14 protein-coding genes are annotated in these 19,417 nt (G+C 63.9%); 8 read left to right on the top strand and 6 right to left on the bottom strand.

Annotated features, from left to right (window positions below):
• Window positions 1–2: 2 nt before the first annotated feature.
• The 4 genes from Har1131_RS11455 to Har1131_RS11440 form a co-directional block, all read right to left on the bottom strand.
• The gene (locus Har1131_RS11455) at window positions 3–1,178 is read right to left on the bottom strand and encodes a Cdc6/Cdc18 family protein (protein WP_014040131.1); all 1,176 of its coding nucleotides are present in this window, start codon (window positions 1,176–1,178) and stop codon (window positions 3–5) included.
• A gap of 62 nt (window positions 1,179–1,240) precedes the next feature.
• Window positions 1,241–2,332, bottom strand: a complete 1,092-nt coding sequence (locus Har1131_RS11450; RefSeq protein WP_014040132.1) for a hypothetical protein — start codon at window positions 2,330–2,332, stop codon at window positions 1,241–1,243.
• 3 nt (window positions 2,333–2,335) lie between these two features.
• Window positions 2,336–3,868: a glycerol kinase GlpK gene (glpK, locus tag Har1131_RS11445; protein WP_023843226.1), complete on the bottom strand. Its 1,533-nt coding sequence runs from the start codon at window positions 3,866–3,868 to the stop codon at window positions 2,336–2,338.
• 128 nt (window positions 3,869–3,996) lie between these two features.
• A complete protein-coding gene (locus Har1131_RS11440; protein ID WP_151146489.1) occupies window positions 3,997–6,540 on the bottom strand; it encodes an extracellular solute-binding protein in 2,544 nt (847 codons plus the stop codon).
• Between the two features lie 350 nt (window positions 6,541–6,890).
• Between Har1131_RS11440 and glpA the strand changes: the two genes are divergently transcribed.
• The 3 genes from glpA to Har1131_RS11425 are packed head-to-tail and all read left to right on the top strand — an operon-like array spanning window position 6,891 to window position 11,252.
• Complete coding sequence (gene glpA, locus Har1131_RS11435; protein ID WP_151146486.1) at window positions 6,891–8,621, top strand: anaerobic glycerol-3-phosphate dehydrogenase subunit GlpA; 1,731 nt, start codon at window positions 6,891–6,893, stop codon at window positions 8,619–8,621.
• On the top strand, window positions 8,611–9,885 hold the full coding sequence (glpB, locus tag Har1131_RS11430; protein ID WP_050007398.1) for a glycerol-3-phosphate dehydrogenase subunit GlpB: 1,275 nt from the start codon (window positions 8,611–8,613) through the stop codon (window positions 9,883–9,885). The genes glpA and glpB overlap by 11 nt, the downstream gene beginning before the upstream one ends.
• A complete protein-coding gene (locus Har1131_RS11425; RefSeq protein ID WP_151146483.1) occupies window positions 9,882–11,252 on the top strand; it encodes an anaerobic glycerol-3-phosphate dehydrogenase subunit C in 1,371 nt (456 codons plus the stop codon). The genes glpB and Har1131_RS11425 overlap by 4 nt, the downstream gene beginning before the upstream one ends.
• 25 nt (window positions 11,253–11,277) lie before the next feature.
• Here the strand turns inward: Har1131_RS11425 and Har1131_RS11420 are convergent, their stop codons facing one another.
• Entirely contained in the window at window positions 11,278–11,730 is a 453-nt protein-coding gene (locus Har1131_RS11420; RefSeq protein WP_008309612.1) for a universal stress protein, read from the bottom strand.
• 97 nt (window positions 11,731–11,827) lie between these two features.
• A complete protein-coding gene (gene ppc / locus Har1131_RS11415; protein ID WP_050037886.1) occupies window positions 11,828–14,524 on the bottom strand; it encodes a phosphoenolpyruvate carboxylase in 2,697 nt (898 codons plus the stop codon).
• Between the two features lie 153 nt (window positions 14,525–14,677).
• Between ppc and Har1131_RS11410 the strand changes: the two genes are divergently transcribed.
• The 5 genes from Har1131_RS11410 to Har1131_RS11390 all read left to right on the top strand — a co-directional run bounded on the left by Har1131_RS11410 (window position 14,678) and on the right by Har1131_RS11390 (window position 19,399).
• The gene (locus tag Har1131_RS11410; protein WP_008309609.1) at window positions 14,678–15,382 is read left to right on the top strand and encodes a helix-turn-helix domain-containing protein; all 705 of its coding nucleotides are present in this window, start codon (window positions 14,678–14,680) and stop codon (window positions 15,380–15,382) included.
• A gap of 108 nt (window positions 15,383–15,490) precedes the next feature.
• Window positions 15,491–16,903, top strand: a complete 1,413-nt coding sequence (locus Har1131_RS11405; RefSeq protein ID WP_151146479.1) for an ABC transporter substrate-binding protein — start codon at window positions 15,491–15,493, stop codon at window positions 16,901–16,903.
• Window positions 16,904–16,905: 2 nt separating this feature from the next.
• Window positions 16,906–17,718: an ABC transporter ATP-binding protein gene (locus tag Har1131_RS11400; RefSeq protein WP_151146475.1), complete on the top strand. Its 813-nt coding sequence runs from the start codon at window positions 16,906–16,908 to the stop codon at window positions 17,716–17,718.
• The gene (locus Har1131_RS11395) at window positions 17,715–18,413 is read left to right on the top strand and encodes an ABC transporter ATP-binding protein (protein ID WP_151146472.1); all 699 of its coding nucleotides are present in this window, start codon (window positions 17,715–17,717) and stop codon (window positions 18,411–18,413) included. The genes Har1131_RS11400 and Har1131_RS11395 overlap by 4 nt, the downstream gene beginning before the upstream one ends.
• Entirely contained in the window at window positions 18,410–19,399 is a 990-nt protein-coding gene (locus tag Har1131_RS11390; RefSeq protein WP_151146469.1) for a branched-chain amino acid ABC transporter permease, read from the top strand. The genes Har1131_RS11395 and Har1131_RS11390 overlap by 4 nt, the downstream gene beginning before the upstream one ends.
• Window positions 19,400–19,417 lie beyond the last annotated feature (18 nt).

Raw genomic sequence — 19,417 nt, 5'->3', positions numbered from 1 at the left:
GCCTACTGTTGCAGGTCGTACAGCCGCCGGAAGGCCGTCGGGGGGAACCGCGGTTCGACACGGCTCGGCGGGCGGCCCTGTCCGTTGGTGGTCGTCGCCTCGACACGGTCGACGACACCGGATTCGGCCATTTCGTAGAGGAACCGTTTGACCGTCCCGGCCGAGAGATCGACTGATTGTGCCGACGCAATCGCCTCCGTCGTTGCCGTTACCGAGGAGCGTTCGCTCTCCTCCAGGTCGATGAGTTCCCTGAGAACGGCCTGTCGGTTCGTCGGCAGGGAGAGGACGACGCCCAACGAAATGCAGGGGTCGGGCACCTCCGCGATGGCCGCGTCGACGTTGGCCTGTGTGATGCGGTCCTGGCCCCGTTCCTCGGCCAACTCCGCAGCGATAAACAGTGCGGCAAGGGCATCGTGGGCGTTTCCGTCCGCCCAATCGGCGATATGCCTCGCCAGACCGTGATCGAGTCCCTGCTGAGCCAGCCCGTTCGAGGTTCTGGTCATCAACACGTCGACGAGCATCTGCCGCTGATAGCGGTCGATACTGATCGACTCGGCGGTGTACCGCGTCAGTTCCGTTGTCGACGGGTCGTCGCGACCGATAGCGAGCCAGCTGACGTTGCTCGGTAAGCCAGCAAACAGGTCAACGAGGGCCGGGGCCTGGATGCTCTCCGGTTCGCTGATGTGGTCGACTGCAATGACGATGCCCGTACGTTGCTCTCGTACCAGTTCGTGGAGTCGGGATTTGAGCGTCTCCGTCCCGATCCCGTGTTCCGGCACCGATTCGTCCACGAGCGAGTCCAGCACTGCATGGTAGAACGCGAACTCGCTTGCGGTCTCTCGGGCGTTCACGTAGACGAACGACGGCGAGGTCGGTGGCTGTGCACGGGTCGTCGTGTGGATAATCGCCTGTTGTTCCGTCGGGAGCTGTTCTAAATTGGCGAACAGCGCCGTGATAACTGCGGACTTCCCTGAACCACGGGGGCCGTACACGTACGCGTTCGGCGGAAGCTGCCCATCGAACACCGGATCGAGGTGGTCGAGTAGGCGCTCGAGCACCGGACCGCGGTCAGCCGGCTCCTCTATGTGGACGACCGGTGAGATCGACTCGTAATCCTGAATGAGCCGTGGCTCACCGTTCCGGCGTTGTCGACGCTTGATTCTCGCTTCGATGTCCATGCTTGGAAATTAGATCGTGTGTATATTCGATTGGACCTGTAAATAAAAAGCCGTATGAGTTCTTACGGCAGGGGGATCGCTGCGGACGTCGTGAACACTCCAGCCAGTGCCAGAATGCCCAGGATGAGGGTCGTCGTGATGATCGAGGCGGCTGGCGGGTCAAAGTGCGTATCCGAGTGCGCGTAGAAGATGCGCTGGTAGACCTCACCGAACAGCGCACCCAGGATACCGAAGAATGCGCCCAGTCCGAGCGCGACTAGGACGCTCGCTCCATCCGTCATCGCCATACTAGCGACGAACGTTGCTGGGAGCGTCATGTGGTGTGTGACCGGGAATTTCTCCACGCCGAGGTTCAGGAACAGCAGACTCGCTGCTGAGATACCGAACGGGAGGAAGAGACTTCCAGTCTTCGCGAAGATGTACGCACCGAGGATGCCGGTGATGAGCCCGAGCATTGCGACGTGTGTCCACTTGTACTGGTGTGGCAGCCACGGCTCGACAGCCGGTCGCTCGGCAGCCATGGCTCCGCCATCCGTTGCGACTTCTTCACTGTTGCTCGACCGCATCTTTCCGCTCTCGAACGGCGACATATCGAGCAGGCCACTTCCGCGGGCACGGCCGATAACCGGGTAGCCGAAGACCAGACGGGCGATAACAGCCGTCAGGATAACGCCTGCTGCAGGCGGGTCGATTGGAATCCCGAGTCCGCCGGACGTCTGCCGGATTGCCATCCCCAGGATGCCGAACACACCACCGACGGCGAGGACGTCCGGTCGGGTACCGAGGGCGTAGGCGATGTCCTTCGCCGGGTGGTAGTCACCGTCGTCCGGCTCGTACATTCCGTCGTACTTCGCAGCGTAAGCGGCTGCTGCCACACCACCAGCGAAGGCGACGTGTGGCCCGAACACGGGACCGAAGGCCAGCGGGCCGACGATGCCGGCTCCGTACCCACCGGCGCCACCCGCGATGACGTCAGGAGAACCGCCGACGAACGACTCTGAGACGACGTTGCCGGCTTCTCCGATAAGCACCATGAAGCCGGTGAAACAGAACGCCGGGAGTGCACCGATAGATGCCCCGAACGCGCCGCCCGCGAACGCCGCGATGGCGAGGACGAGCATATCGACTGCCGTGAGTCCGAATGCGATTGCCATCTGTTATTCCTCCTGTGCCCAGTCGCGGGAACGGTCGACGGCGTCGTCCCAGCGATCGTACATCTTGTCTGCCTTCTCGGCGTCCATCTCCGGCGAGAACTCCTTGTCGACCTGCCAGTTGTCGCGGAGCTCGTCGACGGTGTCCCAGTACCCGACGGCGAGACCGGCCGCATAGGCCGACCCCAGTGCGGTGGTCTCGTCGACCTGCGGGCGGGCGATATCCGTCTGGATGATGTCCGACTGGAGCTGACAGAGGAAGTTGTTCTTGACTGCACCGCCGTCGACTCGCAGCGTCGTCATCTCGACACCGGAGTCTTCCTCCATCGCCTCCGCGAGGTCGCGGGTCTGGTATGCGATGGATTCCAGGGTCGCACGCACGATGTGCTCCTTTCGCGTTCCGCGAGTCATACCGACAATCGTCCCGCGGGCGCGGCCGTCCCAGTGCGGAGCGCCGAGACCCGTGAAGGCCGGCACCATGTAGACACCGTCGGTCGATTCGACCGAGCGGGCCAGTTCCGCTGTCTGGGCGGCGTTGTTGATGAGGTCGACGTCTTCGAGCCATTCGATTGCCGCGCCGGCGATGAAGATGGAGCCCTCCAGCGCGTACTGGACGGGTTCACCGGACATCTGGAAGCCAATCGTCGTCAGCAGGCCGTTATCGGAGGCGACTGCTTCGGAACCGGTGTTCATCAGATAGAACGCGCCGGTACCGTAGGTGTTCTTCGCATCACCCTTGTCGAAGCAGGTCTGGCCGAACAGCGCGGCCTGCTGGTCACCCAGCGCGCCCGCAACGGGGACTTCCTCTTCGAGGAAACCGTCCGCGTCGGTGTGACCGTACAGGCTCTCGTCGGAGGACGGGCGGACTTCCGGAACCATGGACTCCGGGACGCCGAACTCTTCGAGGAGTTCGTCGTCCCACTCCATGTCGTGGATGTTGTACAGCATCGTCCGCGATGCGTTCGAGACGTCCGTGATGTGGTTGCCGGTGAGCTTGTAGATGAGCCACGCGTCGATGGTCCCCATCAGGAGTTCACCGTCTTCGGCCCGCTCGCGGAGGTCAGCGCCGCGCGAGCTCTGCATCTTGAGTGGCTCCGCGTTGTCGAGGATCCACTCGGTCTTGGTTGCCGAGAAGTAGGCGTCACATTCCAGCCCGGTCTTCCCCCGGATCCACTCGACCTTGTCTTCCTCTTGGATCTCCTCGACGCGGTCGGTGGTTCGGCGGTCCTGCCAGACCAGCGCGTTGTGAACCGGCTTGCCGGTCTCTTTGTCCCAGACGATCGTCGTCTCACGCTGGTTCGTGATGCCGAGTGCCTCCAGCTGTTCGGCACCGACACCTGCATCCGCAAGCCCCTTGGTCACGACTTCCTGCGTGTTTTCCCAGATTTCGACGGGGTCGTGCTCGACCCAGCCGGGCTCCGGATAGATCTGTTCGTGCTTCTCGTAGGCGTTCGCAACGACCTGGCCGCTATGGTCGAATACCATGAAGCGAGTGCCAGTCGTTCCCTGGTCGATCGCGCCAACGTATGTGTCTGCCATTGTTGTGTTCTCCGTGGTGGAGGTAGCTTATTTATGAAAGCTACCACCTTGACAGTAAACAACATAGTGAACCATTATAAAGATTACTAATGGTGATGTTTGGCTAGTAAAGAAAGGACGGGGCGGCGCTACCGGTCAGATTCGTACCGCTCAAGCTGTTTCGTGACCTGTGTGTCGAGTCGGTCGAGCGCGGACGGGATCGAGTCGGGCCCGTCCATACTGTCGACCGCGTCTTCGATGATCGTTCGCACCGTATCGAACGGACCGATCTGTGCGCCCCGTGTCGCCGTGGTGTCGCGTGTGTCGACGAGCTGGTCGAACGCCGTTCTGTAGTGTGGGTTCTGTTCGAACCAGTCCGCCGACCGGAGCTGTGGAATCGCATCGGCGTGCACTGGGAAGTACCCGGTTTCCTGATGCCACCGACGCTGCTGGGCCGGTTCGGTGAGCCATGTGAGGAACTCGCCGACCGCGTCGTGCACGGCCTCGGAAACCGCATCACCGACCCAGAGGGACGCACCGCCGACGAGTACGCCGGTCCGGTCGTCGAGGACGGGGAACCGGCCGGTTCCGACGTCGAAGTCAGCGCTGCTTTCGATGCTGTTCAGCGACGATGTCGAGCCGATCAGCATCGCAGCGTTCCCCTCGGCGAAGTGGGTCCGAGCGGCTCCTCTGGCTTCGATGCCGGGGTCGTGGTACAGTCCGTCCGCTTCGAGGCCTTTCCACCACTCGAATAAGTCGTGGGCGAACTTCCCGTCGAGATGGCTCTCCGTTGGCGACCCGGACCGCCCGTTGTTCTGGTCCACGAGGAGCTGGTCAGCCTCGGCAAACCACTGTTCGACGAACCACGAGTAGTTCGCGAACGTGATACCTGTATCCACGCCTCTCCCGTCGACGAGCTGCTCGGCCGCGCTTCGTACGTCAGCGAGGGTTTCCGGCGGTGAATCGGGATCGAGCCCCGCCTCCCTGAACGCGTCGCGGTTGTACGCCATCACCGGGTTCGACGCGTTGAACGGGAGCGAGTGGAGCGTCCCGTCGAAGCGGTAGTAGTTCGTCACCGGGTCGAGCAGCGAGTCGATGTGGGTTGCGGGGAGGAGTTCCTCGACTGGCGTAAAGTGTCCACTGTCGCGCGCACGCGTAGTGCCGATCTCGAAGATCTGTGCGATCGCGGGCGGGTCGCCGTTTTCGGCGGCGTTCAGCGTTGCATCGAGGGTCCCGCGGTAGCTCCCTTTCGACCGCAGTGTGAGACTGATACCCTCGGTCTGTGATTCGAACTCGCGGACGAGTTCTTCAAGCAGTAGCGCTTTCTCGCCGCCCATCGCGTGCCAGAACTCGACGACGGTTCCGTCCGTGTTCGCCGCCGCCGAACCGGTCGCAAGTTCGAAGGAATCCAGCGACGCGTCCAGTGATTCGGCCCGCTCGGTGAGCGTCGACACCCGCGTCGAGACCTCTGCGAGTTCCGTCGTCTGGTCCGCTGCGGCGTCGGCGGCGATAGCCGCCTCTTCGGCCGTCCGGGCGCTGATGTCCTCGACGTCGTCGACCATCGACACGACTTCTTGCGTGGAGTCGGCCTGCGTATCCGTCGCATCGTCGATCTCCTGGACGCTCGAATCGACCTCCTCGACCATCGAGACGACAGAATCCAGTTCATCGAGCGCGCTGGCGACTGACGAGCGGGTGTCTTCGACACTCTCCCGCGTATCGTACATCTCCGAAACCGTCGTGTCGGCCTGTTCGTGGACCTCCTGAATGGAGGCTGCGATCTCGTCGGTCGCCTCCTTCGTCTCGGTCGCGAGCGATTTGACCTCCTCTGCGACGACGGCGAACCCGTCGCCGGATTCGCCTGCTCGGGCCGCTTCGATGTTGGCGTTCAGCGCCAGCATGTTGGTCTGGTCCGCGACGTCCGTGATGAAACCCACAATCTCCTCGATGTCCGACAGCAGGTCGTTCAGTTGCTCGACCTTGTCGACGGTCGCTTCGGCGTTGTCGGTCAACCGGTCGAGCGTCGTCATCGCCGAGGACGCCGACTCCAGTGCGGATTCGCCTCGAACGCTGGCTTCGCCTGACGTGTCCGCGACCTCGTTTGCGGCGCTCGCTATCTCCTCGATCGTCGCCGAGAGGTTCCGCATCTCGTCGGAGATCGACTGTATCTCGTCGCGTTGCTCGTCCGACCCGGTCGAAATCTCTCCGACAGCGCCACTCACGTCCCGGCTGGCGGACTTGACCGACCCGAGACGGGTGTCGACCTGTTCCGTTGCGGCGGTCACCTGCTCGCTGAACGACGCCATCCGGTCGACGGTGTCGGTCCATTCCCGGAGCAGTTCACTGTATGCGTCGTACAGCGGCTCAGCTGCCTCAGCTGGTGGCTGCCCCGGTTTCGCAGTGAGGTCGCCGTCGGCGTTCGCCCTGGCAACAGAAGTGAGACGGTCGACAGCGGTTTCGAGCGCTTCACGTTCCGCCCGCTCTTGTTCGAGTTCCGCCGCCAGTTGCTCACATCGTGCTTCCAGCTCCGCCTGTTCAGGACCGTTTCCGGTCTCTGTGTCCTTCTGGAGGGCTTCTGCTGACGGCGGTTCAGTCTCCGACTCGTTTCCGTCCCGCCCCTCTGTGACGCCGCCGTCGGTGCGTTCCCCGTCGGGCGGCTCGTCTTCTGAATCAAGTGGGTTCCATTTACTCATTGTCGCTCCCGTTGGCCGAACGGCCAACACGTTCTCGGGAATAGTCCACTATCAAAATATATAATAGTTACTGTCGAAACGGTAGGAGTGATAATTAATCCGTGAGCGCGGTTTCTATCCTGCAACGTCGTCTGTAGTACGTCAGTAATTGAAAATGTGGAGTTATCTCTCGAATTTGAGAGAATATGTTCAACCACTGCCTTGACCAATCAGTAAAAAATAATGTGGTGTGCGTTTCCGATTAACAGTGGGTGTCACCGGGATTCCTCATGATTACATAGAAAATTTACTGCCCAAGCACCAGCAACGGTAAAGTGAAGTGTATGCGCTCCAAACCCACGGAAAGATAGATGGGACCGACACCACACATCGCCGTCATCGGTGGCGGCTCGACTGGGGCGGGCATCGCGCGGGACCTCGCGATGCGCGGGCTCGACGTGACCCTGGTAGAACAGGGAAACCTGACCCACGGGACCACGGGTCGGATGCACGGGCTGCTCCACAGCGGCGGGCGATACGCCGTTTCGGACCAGGCCAGTGCGACCGAGTGTATCGAGGAGAACCGCGTCCTCCGAGACATCGCCAGTCACTGCGTCGAAATGACTGGCGGCCTCTTCGTCAAGCGGCCGGAGGACTCCGAAGAGTACTTCCAGAAGAAACTGAGCGGCTGTGAGGAGTGCGGGATTCCCGCGGAAGTCGTCTCCGGCGAGGAGGCTCGGGCGATGGAACCCCACCTGGCGAAAGACATCGACAAGGCAATCAGCGTTCCCGACGGGGCCATCGACCCGTTCCGGCTAGTCGTCGCGAACGCCGCGAGCGCACAGGAACACGGCGCACGCATCGAGACACACTCCAAAGTGACCGACCTCCTCGTCGAGAGCGGCGAGGTTGTCGGCATCGAGGTCGAACACGACTCCGGCCCCGGAAAACGCGTCCACGGCACGGAGGGCGGAACCGAACAGATCCGCGCCGATTACGTCGTGAACGCGACGGGAGCATGGGCCGGTCGCATCGGCGACATGGCCGGACTCGATATCGAAGTCCGCCCCTCCAAGGGCGTCATGACCATCATGAACATCCGCCAGGTCGACACCGTCATCAACCGCTGTCGGCCCAAGGGCGACGCCGATATCGTCGTGCCCCACGAGACCACTGCGATTCTGGGCACGACCGACGAGGAAGTCGAGGACCCCGAGGACTACCCCGAGGAGCAGTGGGAAGTCGACATGATGATCGACACCCTCTCGGAGCTGATTCCGATGCTCGACGAGGCGCGAACCATCCGCTCGTTCTGGGGCGTTCGCCCGCTGTACGAACCGCCGGACGTCGGCAGCGACGACCCGACGGACATCACGCGTGACTTCTTCCTGCTCGATCACGACGAGCGCGACGACCTGCCCGGCATGACCAGCATCGTCGGCGGGAAGTTCACTACCTACCGGATGATGGGCGAGCAGATCGCCGACCACGTCTGTGGGAAGTTCGGCATCGACGCCGACTGCCGGACCGCCGACGTGCCCCTGCCCGGCAGCGAGGACTTCTCGGTGCTGCGGGACTACATGGACGAGTTCGGGCTCCGCTCGCCAATCGGTCGCCGGAGCGTCGAACGGCTCGGCTCCCGGGCCGACGAGGTGCTCAAGACCGATGGGCCGAACCCGACGGTCTGTGAGTGCGAGGGCGTCACCCGGGCCGAGATTCAGGACGCCATCGAGGGGTCCGGCTCGGACCTCAACGCCGTCCGTATCCGTACCCGCGCGTCGATGGGGAACTGTCAGGGTGGCTTCTGCTCGCACCGGATGGCGAGCGAACTCCACTCGGAGTACGACGAGCCGGTCGTCCGCGAAGCCTGGGACGAACTGCTACAGGAGCGCTGGAAGGGCCAGCGACACGCCCTCTGGGGCGAACAGCTCTCCCAGGCGGCACTGAACTACGCACTGCACGCCACCACGCAGAACCGCGACCAGGACCCGGCTGACGGCGACCCGGTCGATTTCTCGGCGTTCGATTCGGGCCGCGGACAGACAGGCGGCAGCGTCGACAGCGCGGACGTAGCCGCCGACGGAGGGACAAATGGCTATTGAGTCGGAGGTACTCGTCATCGGCGGCGGCCTCGGCGGGCTGACCAGCGCGCTGGCGGCCGCTCGTGAGGGAGCCGACGTGCGATTGGTCTCTTACAAGCAGAGCACGCTCCGGCAGGCGTCGGGCCTTGTCGACGTACTCGGATACACACCGGACGGCGACGGCCCGCTGACTGACCCGTACGAGGCGATTCCGACCCTGCCGGCGGAGCATCCGTACCGGAAAGTCGGCGTCCAGACAGTCAGGGACGCACTGTCGCTGTTTGACGACGCTGTCCCGACTTACGAGGGCGAACACACGGACACGAACGCGCTGCTCCCGACCCACGGCGGGAGTATCAAACCGACCGCCCGCTACCCGGCCGGGGCCAGCGCCGGCCTCGCCAGCGATACCCGGGACACGCTGCTAGTCGGCATCGAGGAAATGGTCGACTTCGACGCCCCGCACGTCGCCGCCCATCTCGACGCAACGGGCGTGCCATTCGATGTCCGCGGCGAGACCATCCGGTTCCCGGGCGACCTGCGCGCGGACGCGAAGGTCACGCGGTACGCAAAACTGCTCGATACTAACAGCGAGGTCGCTGTCCGCGGGCGAATGGTCCCAGCCCGCGAGGCGCTTGCCCAGCGCGTGAACCCGTTGCTGGAGGACGAAGAGCGGGTCGGCTTCCCGGCGATTCTCGGCGACGACAACCCCGGTGCGATCCGTGATGCACTGGGCGACCACCTCGGCGTCGACGTGTTCGAGGTCCCGATGGGGCCGCCGTCGCTACCCGGCCTCCGACTGGAGGACGCGCTGTTCTCGGCGCTGGACGAGGCCGGCGCAAGCATCGAAACCGGTAATCCGGTCGTCGATTTCGAGGGCGATGACCGTATCGAGAAAGTGTTCATCGAGAAGAACGGCGCGAAGATACCCAACAGCGCCGACCAGTACGTCCTCGCGACCGGCGGCTTCGTCGGCAAGGGCGTCGAATCCGACCGCGAGGGCGTGTACGAACCGGTGTTCGACTGCCACATCCCCCACGCCGCGGACCGCTATGACTGGTTCGAGGGTGAACTGTTCGGCGACCACGAGTTCGCCCGCTACGGCGTGGCGACCGACGACGACCTGCGGCCCCTCGATGCGAGCGACGACCGAGAGTTCGAGAACTTACGCGCCGCCGGCTCAGTGCTTGGCGGCTACGATTTCGCCGCCGAGAAGTCCGGCAGCGGCGTCTCGATTGCGACAGGCTACGCGGCGGGCCAGCGCGCCGCACAGGAGGCACGATGAGCGACGCTGAAACCCCACCAGACTTTGACCCGGTTGCACCGAACACAGGCGAGGAGTTCGAACCCGTCGATGTCTTCCCCGACAGCGACGACTTCGACCTCCGACCCGGCGCGGACTCCTGTTACAAATGCTCGACTTGCGACACGAACTGCCCCGTCGCGGAGGTCGACGACGACTTCCCCGGCCCGAAGTTCCAGGGCCCCGAGCAGTGGCGGCTCAAGCAGTCCGACGACGATCACGAGATCGACGACTCGGTGATGGACTGCTCGAACTGCATGCGCTGTGACAACGCCTGCCCGTCGGGCGTTCCGCTCAGCCAGATGCACAACACCGCCCGCGGGGAGTACGTCAGCGAGCAGATGGACAAGCTCTCCGTCGAGTACATCCGCAACCGCATCCTCGCGAACTACCGCACCTCCGCGTTCTTCGCGAGCAAAGTGCCGCGACTCGCGAACTTCGCCATGAACTTCGGGCCGGCCCGCTGGGTCATGGAAAAGACGATGGGTATCACCAGCGAGCGTGACTTCCCTGCCTTCGCAAAACAGACCTTCCGCGACTGGTGGGCCGACCGCGGCGGCCAGGTCCAGTCACGGGAGAACGCGAGAGCCGCCCGCAAGCGCCGCGGCCTCCCCGAGGACGCCGAGAAGAAAGTGGCGTACTTCCACGGCTGCTACTCCAACTACAACACGCCGGAAGTCGGCAAGGCGACGGTCCGGGTGTTCGAGGAGTTCGGCTACGAGGTCGTCGCACCCGAGCAGAAGTGTTCGGGGACGCCGATGTTCGCAAACGGGATGCTCGACGACGCCCGCCGCCACGCCGAGACGAACGTCTCGTCGATGTCCGAACTCGTCGACGAGGGATACCACGCCATTGCCTCCTGTACCTCGTGTTCGATGGCGCTCCGACAGGAGTACCCCGAACTGTTCGACATCGACGGCATCGACAAGGTCGCCGAGAACACCTTCGAGGCCGTCGAGTACCTCCGCATTCACGAAGACCTCAAGGGCGAGGTGCAGGCGGCCGACGTTGACGGCGACCTCGCCGAGGAGTTCGCCTACCACGCGCCGTGTCACTCGCGCAATCAAGGACTAGACCGCCAGGCCGTCGAACTATTCCGCGATCTCGACGGCGTCGAAGTCGAGGACGTGGGCGACTCCTGTTCCGGCATCTCGGGGACCTACGGCTGGAAGGAAGAGAAGTACGAGAAGTCCATGGAGATCGGCGAGGAGATGTTCGAGCACATGGACCACGCCGAGGGCGAAACCGGTATGACCGAGTGTCCGACCTGCGCGATGCAGATGGAACACGGCAGCGGCTACGAGATCCGGCATCCGCTCGAACTGCTCGAAGCCGCGCTGGTGGAGTAACTGAAAAAACTCAGTTTCTGCGGTCTTAGTCCTCGCCGCGGACGAACGTGACCGGACACGGCGCGTTCAGCATGACTTCCTGTGCGGTGGAACCGAAGACGGCCTTCCCGGTCGGCGAGCGCTTGCGGCCGCCGACGACGACGAGGTCCGACTGCGTGGCCTCGGCGAGGCTGACGATCTGCTCGCCGTGGTTGCCCACGGCACCGCGCACCTGTGTCGACAGCCCGGCGTCGTCGAACCGCGAGACGAGTTCCCGGACGGTTGTGTGGCGGTCGGCGACCTCGTCGGGGTCGGCTTCGCCGGTCGATTCGAATTCGAGCCTGTCGACGACGCCGTCGTACTGGTCGTCGGTGAATACGTGTGCGACGATGACTGTCGCGCCGGCCGGGCTCGCGATATCGAGCACGGCGTCGGCGAGTTCGTCGATTCGGTCGGCGTCGTTTGGTCCAACTGCAAGAAGAACAGTTTCGAGTGCCATACCGGCTACTCCGGGGGAAGACGCCTAAATCCTTCGATGGGTACTACTTTTGTAGTAAGTCGTTCGCACGATGCCGCACCCAGTGTCGATCAGTGCCTCACCCGGTGTTTTTCATCCCGGCCGCGATACCTTGGACGGTCAGCCGCAGCGTCCGGCGCTCGGTATCGGTTCGGTGGGACTGTTTGAGCAGGCGGACCTGCAACAGGTTCAGCGGGTCGACGTAGGGGTTCCGGCGCTCGAGGTTCTCCTGCAGCCACTCACGCGAGAGCAGGCCGTCCTGCCCGGTGATTTCGAGCACCTTCTCGACGGTGTCCTCGTACTCCTCGACGATACGCGGGTAGATGCGCTCGCGGAGTTCGGGGTCGGCCAGGTCGGCGTACTCCTCGGCGATTTCGAGGTCAGTACGGGCGAGCGCCAGCGACGCGTTGTCGAGCTTCGTCCGGAAGAACGGCCAGTTCTCGTACATCTCCTGTAGCGTTTCCATGTCGCCGCCGTTTTCGAGGTAGGCGTCCAGTCCGGTCGCGATAGAGTACCAGCCGGGGATGATACATCGGGCCTGCGTCCAGGAGAACACCCACGGGATGGCCCGGAGATCCTCGACACTGCGGTCCTCGCTTCGGGAGGCCGGCCGCGAGCCCATGTTGAGGTTCTCGATGACGGTGATCGGCGTCGCCTGCTCGAAGAACTCGACGAAGCCGTCCGTTTCGAGCAGGTCCTGGTACTCGTTGCGGGCGGCGTCGGACGCTGTCTCCATCGCCTCCTCCCACTCGTCGGGAATCTCTTCGACGGGCTCCTCGATTGCGTTTTTCCGCGCCCGGATCTGGGCGTTGAGCATCTGTTCGAGGTTGCGCTCGGCGATGTCGTGGTTGGCGTACTTCTCGGCGATGGCCTCGCCCTGCTCGGTGAACTTTATCTGACCGGTCACTGTCTCGTTCGGCAGGGCCAGCATGGCGTCGTTCATCGGGCCGCCGCCGCGGGAGATGGAGCCGCCGCGGCCGTGGAACAGGCGCATCTCCACGTCGTAGTCATCGGTGATGTCCGCCAGTCGTTTCTGGTTGTTGTACAGCGACCAGTTGGCGGCGAGGAAGCCGTTCTCCTTGTTCGAGTCGGAGTAGCCCAGCATGATCTCCTGGATGTTGTCCCGGGCCTCAAGAGCCTGGGAGTAGGCCTCGTTCTCGAACAGCGTGCCCATGATGCGGCGGGCTCCGGAGAGGGCGTACTCCGATTCCAGCAGCGGCACCACGTCGAACCCGCAGTAGCCGGGCAGGTCGACGATGTCGACCTGGTCGGCGAGAAACAGGACCTCAAGGGCGTGGCTTGGCTCCTCACACCAGGAGATGGCGTAGGTGTCGATAGCGTCGATTCCGAACTCGTTTTGCCAGTCGGCGGCCGCGCGGAAGCGGTCGAGGACGCGGGTGGCGTCCTCCGAGAGCCCCTCGGTGTCTTCCATGTCGATGACGGGGTTGTCCTGGAGGATAGCCTCGGTCAGGAACTCGACGCGCTCGTCTTCGTCCATGCCGGCGTAGTCGATGCCCTCGCGCTCGACGGATTCGGCGATGGCATCGGTGTGCATCTTCCGGTGGTCGCGCAGGTCGAGGCTGGCGAGGTTGAAGCCGAACGTCTCGACCTTGCGGATCAGCGGGTCGACGTGGGCCTCGGCGATGACCTCGGCGTCGTTCTCACGGAGACTGTCGGCGATGACGCGGAGGTCGGTCAGCAGTTCCTCGTCGTTCTCGTAGCCGCCCTGGCGAACGTCGCTGACCCGGATGACGGACTCGCGCATCAGCCGGAGCTTCTGGCGGTAGGGCTCGTCCGGATACCGTTCCTCGGCCTCTGTGGCAATTCCGGGGAGCCTGGACTTGTGACGGTCCAGTCGCTCGTTGAACAGCGCGTCGGTCGCGATGTTCGAGGCGTCCTGACTCAGCACCCCGGAGAGTTCCTTGAGCTTGTTGCGGTACAGCGGCAGCACGGTGTCACGCTGGCGCTCCAGCGTCTCCTCGGTCACCTCAGTGGTGACGAACGGGTTGCCGTCGCGGTCGGAGCCGGCCCACGAGCGGAACTCGTAGAGTGTGTCGATATCGATGTCCTCGTCGTACACGTCTTCGAGGGTGTGTTCGAGTTCGTCGTACACCTCGTCGATAACGTCGAACAGGACGTTTTCGAGGTACCACTGGACGTTCAGCGCTTCGTCGGTGACCTCCGGGCGGCGGTCTCGGACCTGCGGGGTCTGCCAGAGACTCGTCACTTCAGCGTCGAGGTTGCGCTCGATGCGTTTCTGCTCGCGGTCCGTGAGCCGCCGCTCGTCGAGTCGTTCGATGTCACGGGCGACCGACCGGAGCTTCGCCTTCACCGTCTTCCGGCGGGCTTCGGTGGGGTGAGCCGTGAACGTCGGCTGGATGAGAACGTCTTCGAGCACCTGCTCGAACTCCTCCGGGTCTGCGCCGCGTTCGGCCAGGTCCCGGACGGCTTCCTCGACGCTGTCGGCCAGTACACCCTCCTCGCTCCCCTCTCGGATTTCGCGGACCCGTTCGCGCTCCTCGGCGAGATTGATAAGTTCGAAATAGGTCGTAAACGCGCGTGCGACGATATCCTGGGTCTCCGGGTTCAGTCGGTTCAGTGCCCGGTGGACTTCGTCCCGCGTCTCGGCGTCACCGCGCCGGTAGTCGATACACGACGTTCGAATGGTTTCCACCGTTTCGAACGCCTCGGTCGAGGTTTGTGCTTCCAGCACTTCGCCCAGGAGCGCACCCAACTCCCGTACGTCCTGGTTTATCTCTCTGGCGTGCAAAGTCATACCACTTCCTCCAGAACCGAGCCCTAAAACACTATTGAAACGGTGTATCAGGGATAGACGTTCGTGAAGAACCCGGTTTCGGGAAATAGCTATTATTAATCGTGGGGTTCTTTACCGTATCACACGAATCACACAGGATACAGTGGACTGCCAATGATAGATATCGCCCTGGACATGGAGCAGTACGACTGTCCCTTCATCGACACGACGGCAGACCACGACGTCGCCTTTGCAGCGGTACACTGGGACTTCGACCAGCGTGCGCGGGAGTTGGAGACGCGGATGGTTGTCGAAGCCGAGGACGCGGGGATACTCGATACGGGGCTGGACAGTCTGCAGGCCCACGAGAACATGAACGACTGTGCGCTGTTGCGCCGCGAGGACAACGCCGCCCACATCCGGACGACTATCGAGGAAACGGCGGCGATGCAGACCATCCGGGACAACGGCGGCTACATCACCGGCCCGTTCCACATTGAGGCGGGCAGCGAAACCTGGCACGTCGGATTCGACCGCGGCCGGGACGCCGATACGACGCTCTCGGAACTTGACCGCGACAACGAGTACGACGTGGTCGAACGCACGTCGACGACGCTCCCACAGCTCCAGGACCTCGTGCAGAACGCCGGCGCGGCGATGACGCTCGTCGACGGCTGCCGGGACCTCTCAGACACCGAACGCGAGACGCTGGAAACCGCCGTCTCCGAGGGCTACTTCGAGTCGCCCCGGGACGCGACGTTGGGGTCGCTTGCCGAGGACTTCGGCGTGTCCAAACCCGCCGTCTCGAAGAATCTCCGACGCGGCGAGCGGAAGATGATCGAGCGCGTCGTCGAGGCGCTGGACGACATCGAGGACTGATTCTGGCCGTGGCCGTCAGTCCAGTTATCTTATCGCACGAGAGAGTCGTCTCGCGTTAACATGTTAACTCAGCACACTATGTGGCCAGCGAGTCTACGATTATTTGTTATGCAGAATACGGCTACACGGAGGCGCGTTCTCGGCGCGCTCGGTGCCGGCGTTGTCGGGCTCAGCGGCTGTGTCAGTGACGACTCATCCATGACTGAACAGGACGATTCGGACGGCGGCACGACGGACAGTGGCACGAACGGCGAATCGGGCGGCGGTGACTCGACGCAGACGGTCAGCATCGGCGTGCTTCAGCCCCGCGCCGGCGACCTGAAATACTACGGCGACCAGTCGCTGTGGGGCTTCCTCTCCGGGCTGGCGTACAAGGGTGAGACCGATCCGCCGACCGACCCCGGCAGCGGCGAGGTAACCATTACCGCTGGTGACACGGAGTACCGCCTGCTAATACGGGACACGGAGTTCTCGGCGGACACGGCTCAGACGGCGGCGACGAACCTCGTCGAGAACGAGAGCGTGGACATGCTCGCCGGCTGTGCGTCCTCGGCGGTCGCCAGCCGGGTCGTCACGACGGTCGTCAATCAGGCGCAGGTCCCCATCATGCTCGGTCCGGCGGCGTCGGCCGACATCACGTCCAACTCCGAGACCTGTAGCGACCTCGTCTACCGAGCGAGCGAGAACACCGCGATGGACGCCCGCTCGGGCGGGAAGTACGTCGCCAGAGAGACGGACGTTTCGACCGTCTACCTGTTCGGCGCGGACTACAGTTTCGGCCGCGCGGTCGTCAACAACTACCGAGACGTGCTGGAGGCCGAAGGCGTCGATATCGTCGGCGAACGCTTCGTCGAACAGGGCTACGCCGAGTGGGATGGGCTGCTTGACAACGCCGAGGAGGCCGGGGCCGAAGGCGTCGTCGGCGGGTTCACCGTCGCGACACTCCCGGCGATGTTCAACGCATTCCTCTCGGGCGACTACTCCTATCGGGTGTTCGGCGGGTTCGCCACCAGAATCACCAACAGCGTCGTCGGCGGGACGATGCAGAGCGTGCTCGGCGAACCCCTGACCGAGGAAAAGATCAGAAACTCACAGCTCGGGCCGTTCACGACTCGCTACCACTGGAACCAGTACGACAACCCGATCAACGACGCGTTCGTCGAGAGCTACACCAACGCCTACGGCGTCGTCCCGGACCTGTTCTCAGCGGGGACCTTCACCGGCGCGTCAGCGATCCATCAGGCGGTTCAGGAGAGCGGGTCGACCGAGGGTACGGACATCGCCGATGCCCTGAAGGGGATGACAGTCACCGACACGCCGAAAGGCGAGAACGGCTACACCTTCCAGGAGTACAACAATCAGGCACAGTCGGCGATGACCGTCGCGAACCCGATTCCGACGACCGACGAGTGGGCCGACAACTGGGGAGCCGCCATCATGCCCGGCGAACCGCTCGCTCGCATCAGCGCCGACGAGACGACCATCCCGCAGGACAGCGACCAGATGGACTGTTCACTGTAGGTATGCTCAGAACACAGGGACTGACCAGAGAGTTCGGGGGACTCACTGCTGTCGACAGCGTCGACTTCGAACTCGACGCGGAACTGTGCTCGCTCATTGGCCCGAACGGGGCCGGCAAGACGACGTTCTTCAATCTGCTGACCGGGAGCCTCTCGCCCACCGAGGGGACGGTCGAACTCCGGCGTGACGGACAGTGGGAGGACATCACCGACGCGTCGCCCCACGAGACGGCCAGCAAGGGCATCCATCGGTCCTATCAGGTGACGAATGTCTTCCCCAACAGCACGGTGCTTGAGAACGTCCGGGTCGCCGAACAGGCCCACAGCGACGACGCCACGACGTTCTGGCGCAACGTCGACCACTACGACGAGTTCACGGAGCGCGCCCACGAAATTCTCGACCGGGTCGGGCTTGCCCACCGGGCCGAGGACCTCGCGAGCACGCTGAGCCACGGCGCAAAGCGCAAGCTCGAAGTCGCTATCGCGCTGGCCGGCGACCCCGCGGTGCTCCTGCTGGACGAGCCAAACGCCGGCGTCTCCTCGGAGAGTGTTGACGAAATCCGGGACCTCATCGAGGCGGTGGCAGAGGACTACCCAGTCCTGCTGGTCGAGCACAACATGGACATCGTGATGGGCGTCTCCGACCGCGTCGTCGTCCTGCATCAGGGCGCGGTCATCGCAGACGGGCCACCAGCAGAGGTGCGAGCTAACCCCGACGTACAGTCGGCGTATCTCGGTGGCTACGAACCGGGCAGCTTGGACGATGACACGACAGCGACCGGGTCCGGAACGGACTCGGAGGAGGGGACGGCGTGAGCCTGCTCGAACTGAGCGGCGTCCACACGTACTACGGCGACAGCCACATCCTCGAAGGCGTCGACCTCTCCGTCGAGGAGGGTGAGGTGGTCGCGCTGGCCGGCCGCAACGGCGTCGGTAAGACGACCACGCTGCGGACGATTCTGCAGCTGACGCCGCCCCGCGAGGGGTCGATCACCTTCCGCGACGAGTCGCTGGTCGGGCTGGAGACACACGAGGTCGCCGAGCGCGGACTGGGATGGATTCCGGAGGACCGTCGGATGTTCAGCCAACTCAGTGTCGAGGAGAACCTTCGGGCGGCGATACCGGACCCGGACGACGTGAGCGACGGCCTCCGCCTGGCCTTCGACTCGTTCCCCATCCTCGAAGAGCGGCGGGGGCAGGACGCCGGCACGCTGTCGGGCGGCCAACAGCAGATGCTCGCCATCGCCCGCGGGCTGGTCGGCGACAACGACCTGCTGCTGGTCGACGAACCGAGTGAGGGGTTAGCCCCCCAAATCGTCGCCGACGTGGCCGAGGCGCTGTCGAAAGCAAGCGAGGATGTGACGATGCTGCTGGTCGAGCAGAACCTCCCGCTGGCGCTCGACTTGGCCGACCGGTTCTACATCCTCGACAAGGGCTGCGTCGTCGACGACGGCGACACGGCGGCGGTGACGGCCGACGACGAGCGGTTCAGGAGGTATCTGTCGGCATGATACTCGAAGCGCTCGTGGAGTTCCTGACGCTCGGCGAACTCGGCGGTGTCATCGTCAACGGGCTCGCCAAGTCAGCGCTGTACGTGATGATTGCCAGCGGTCTGACGCTGATTTTCGGCCTTATGGGCGTGTTGAACTTCGCCCACGGGTCGCTGACGATGGTCGGGGCGTACCTGGGCGGCCTCCTGATGGTCGTGACGGTCACCGGCGGGACAGCGCCGCTTACCCGCCTCGGCCTGTTCTTCGTCGCCATCGTCGTCGTGTTCGCGCTGCTGACGGTGCTTGGCGGCGCAATCGAGACGACCATCATCCGGCCGCTGTACGACCGGCCGCCGATATACCAGATTCTGCTGACGTTCGGCCTGACGCTGGTCATTGAGGAAGTCGTCCGCATCGTGCTGGGCATCTACGACCTCCAGCCGCTGTCGGACTGGCAGGCCGCGCTGGCGACCAAGCCCCAGTTCCTGCGCGAGCCGGTCGCGCTCGGTCCCGTTAGCGCCGGCTGGATGTCGCTGTTCCAGATACTCCTTGGAACTATCACGGTGGTCGGCATCTGGGCGTTCCTCACAAAGACCCGCTATGGCCTGTACATCCGGGCCGGGAGCGAGGACACGGAGATGGCATCGGCGCTTGGCATCGACGTTCGTCAGGTGTTCACCGTCGTGTTCGCGCTGGGTATCGGGCTGGCCGGCGCGGCCGGAACGCTGCTGATGTGGGACCCGACGTGGGGCGCGAGCGTCCCGCTGGCGGCCGAGACGCTGCTGCCGGCGTTCATCGTCGTCATCGTCGGCGGCCTCGGGACGTTCCGGGGCACCGTCGTCGCCGCGCTGGTCGTCGGGATGGCCGACGCGGTGACGACCTGGTGGTTCCAGAACGTCATCGAGTTCACGGGCCTGCCGGAACTCGTCCTGTTTCTGGTCCTCGTGGTGACGCTCATCGTCCGCCCGCAGGGCCTGTTCGGCGTCGAGGAGGTGGGGGGCCATTAGCGCCGAGACCGAGGCCGA

Origin of the sequence: Haloarcula sp. CBA1131 (assembly GCF_008728975.1) — an archaeon.
Lineage (GTDB): Archaea > Halobacteriota > Halobacteria > Halobacteriales > Haloarculaceae > Haloarcula > Haloarcula hispanica.
Note: the sequence above shows the minus strand (reverse complement) of the source record. Positions and strands in the feature narration are given on the sequence as shown.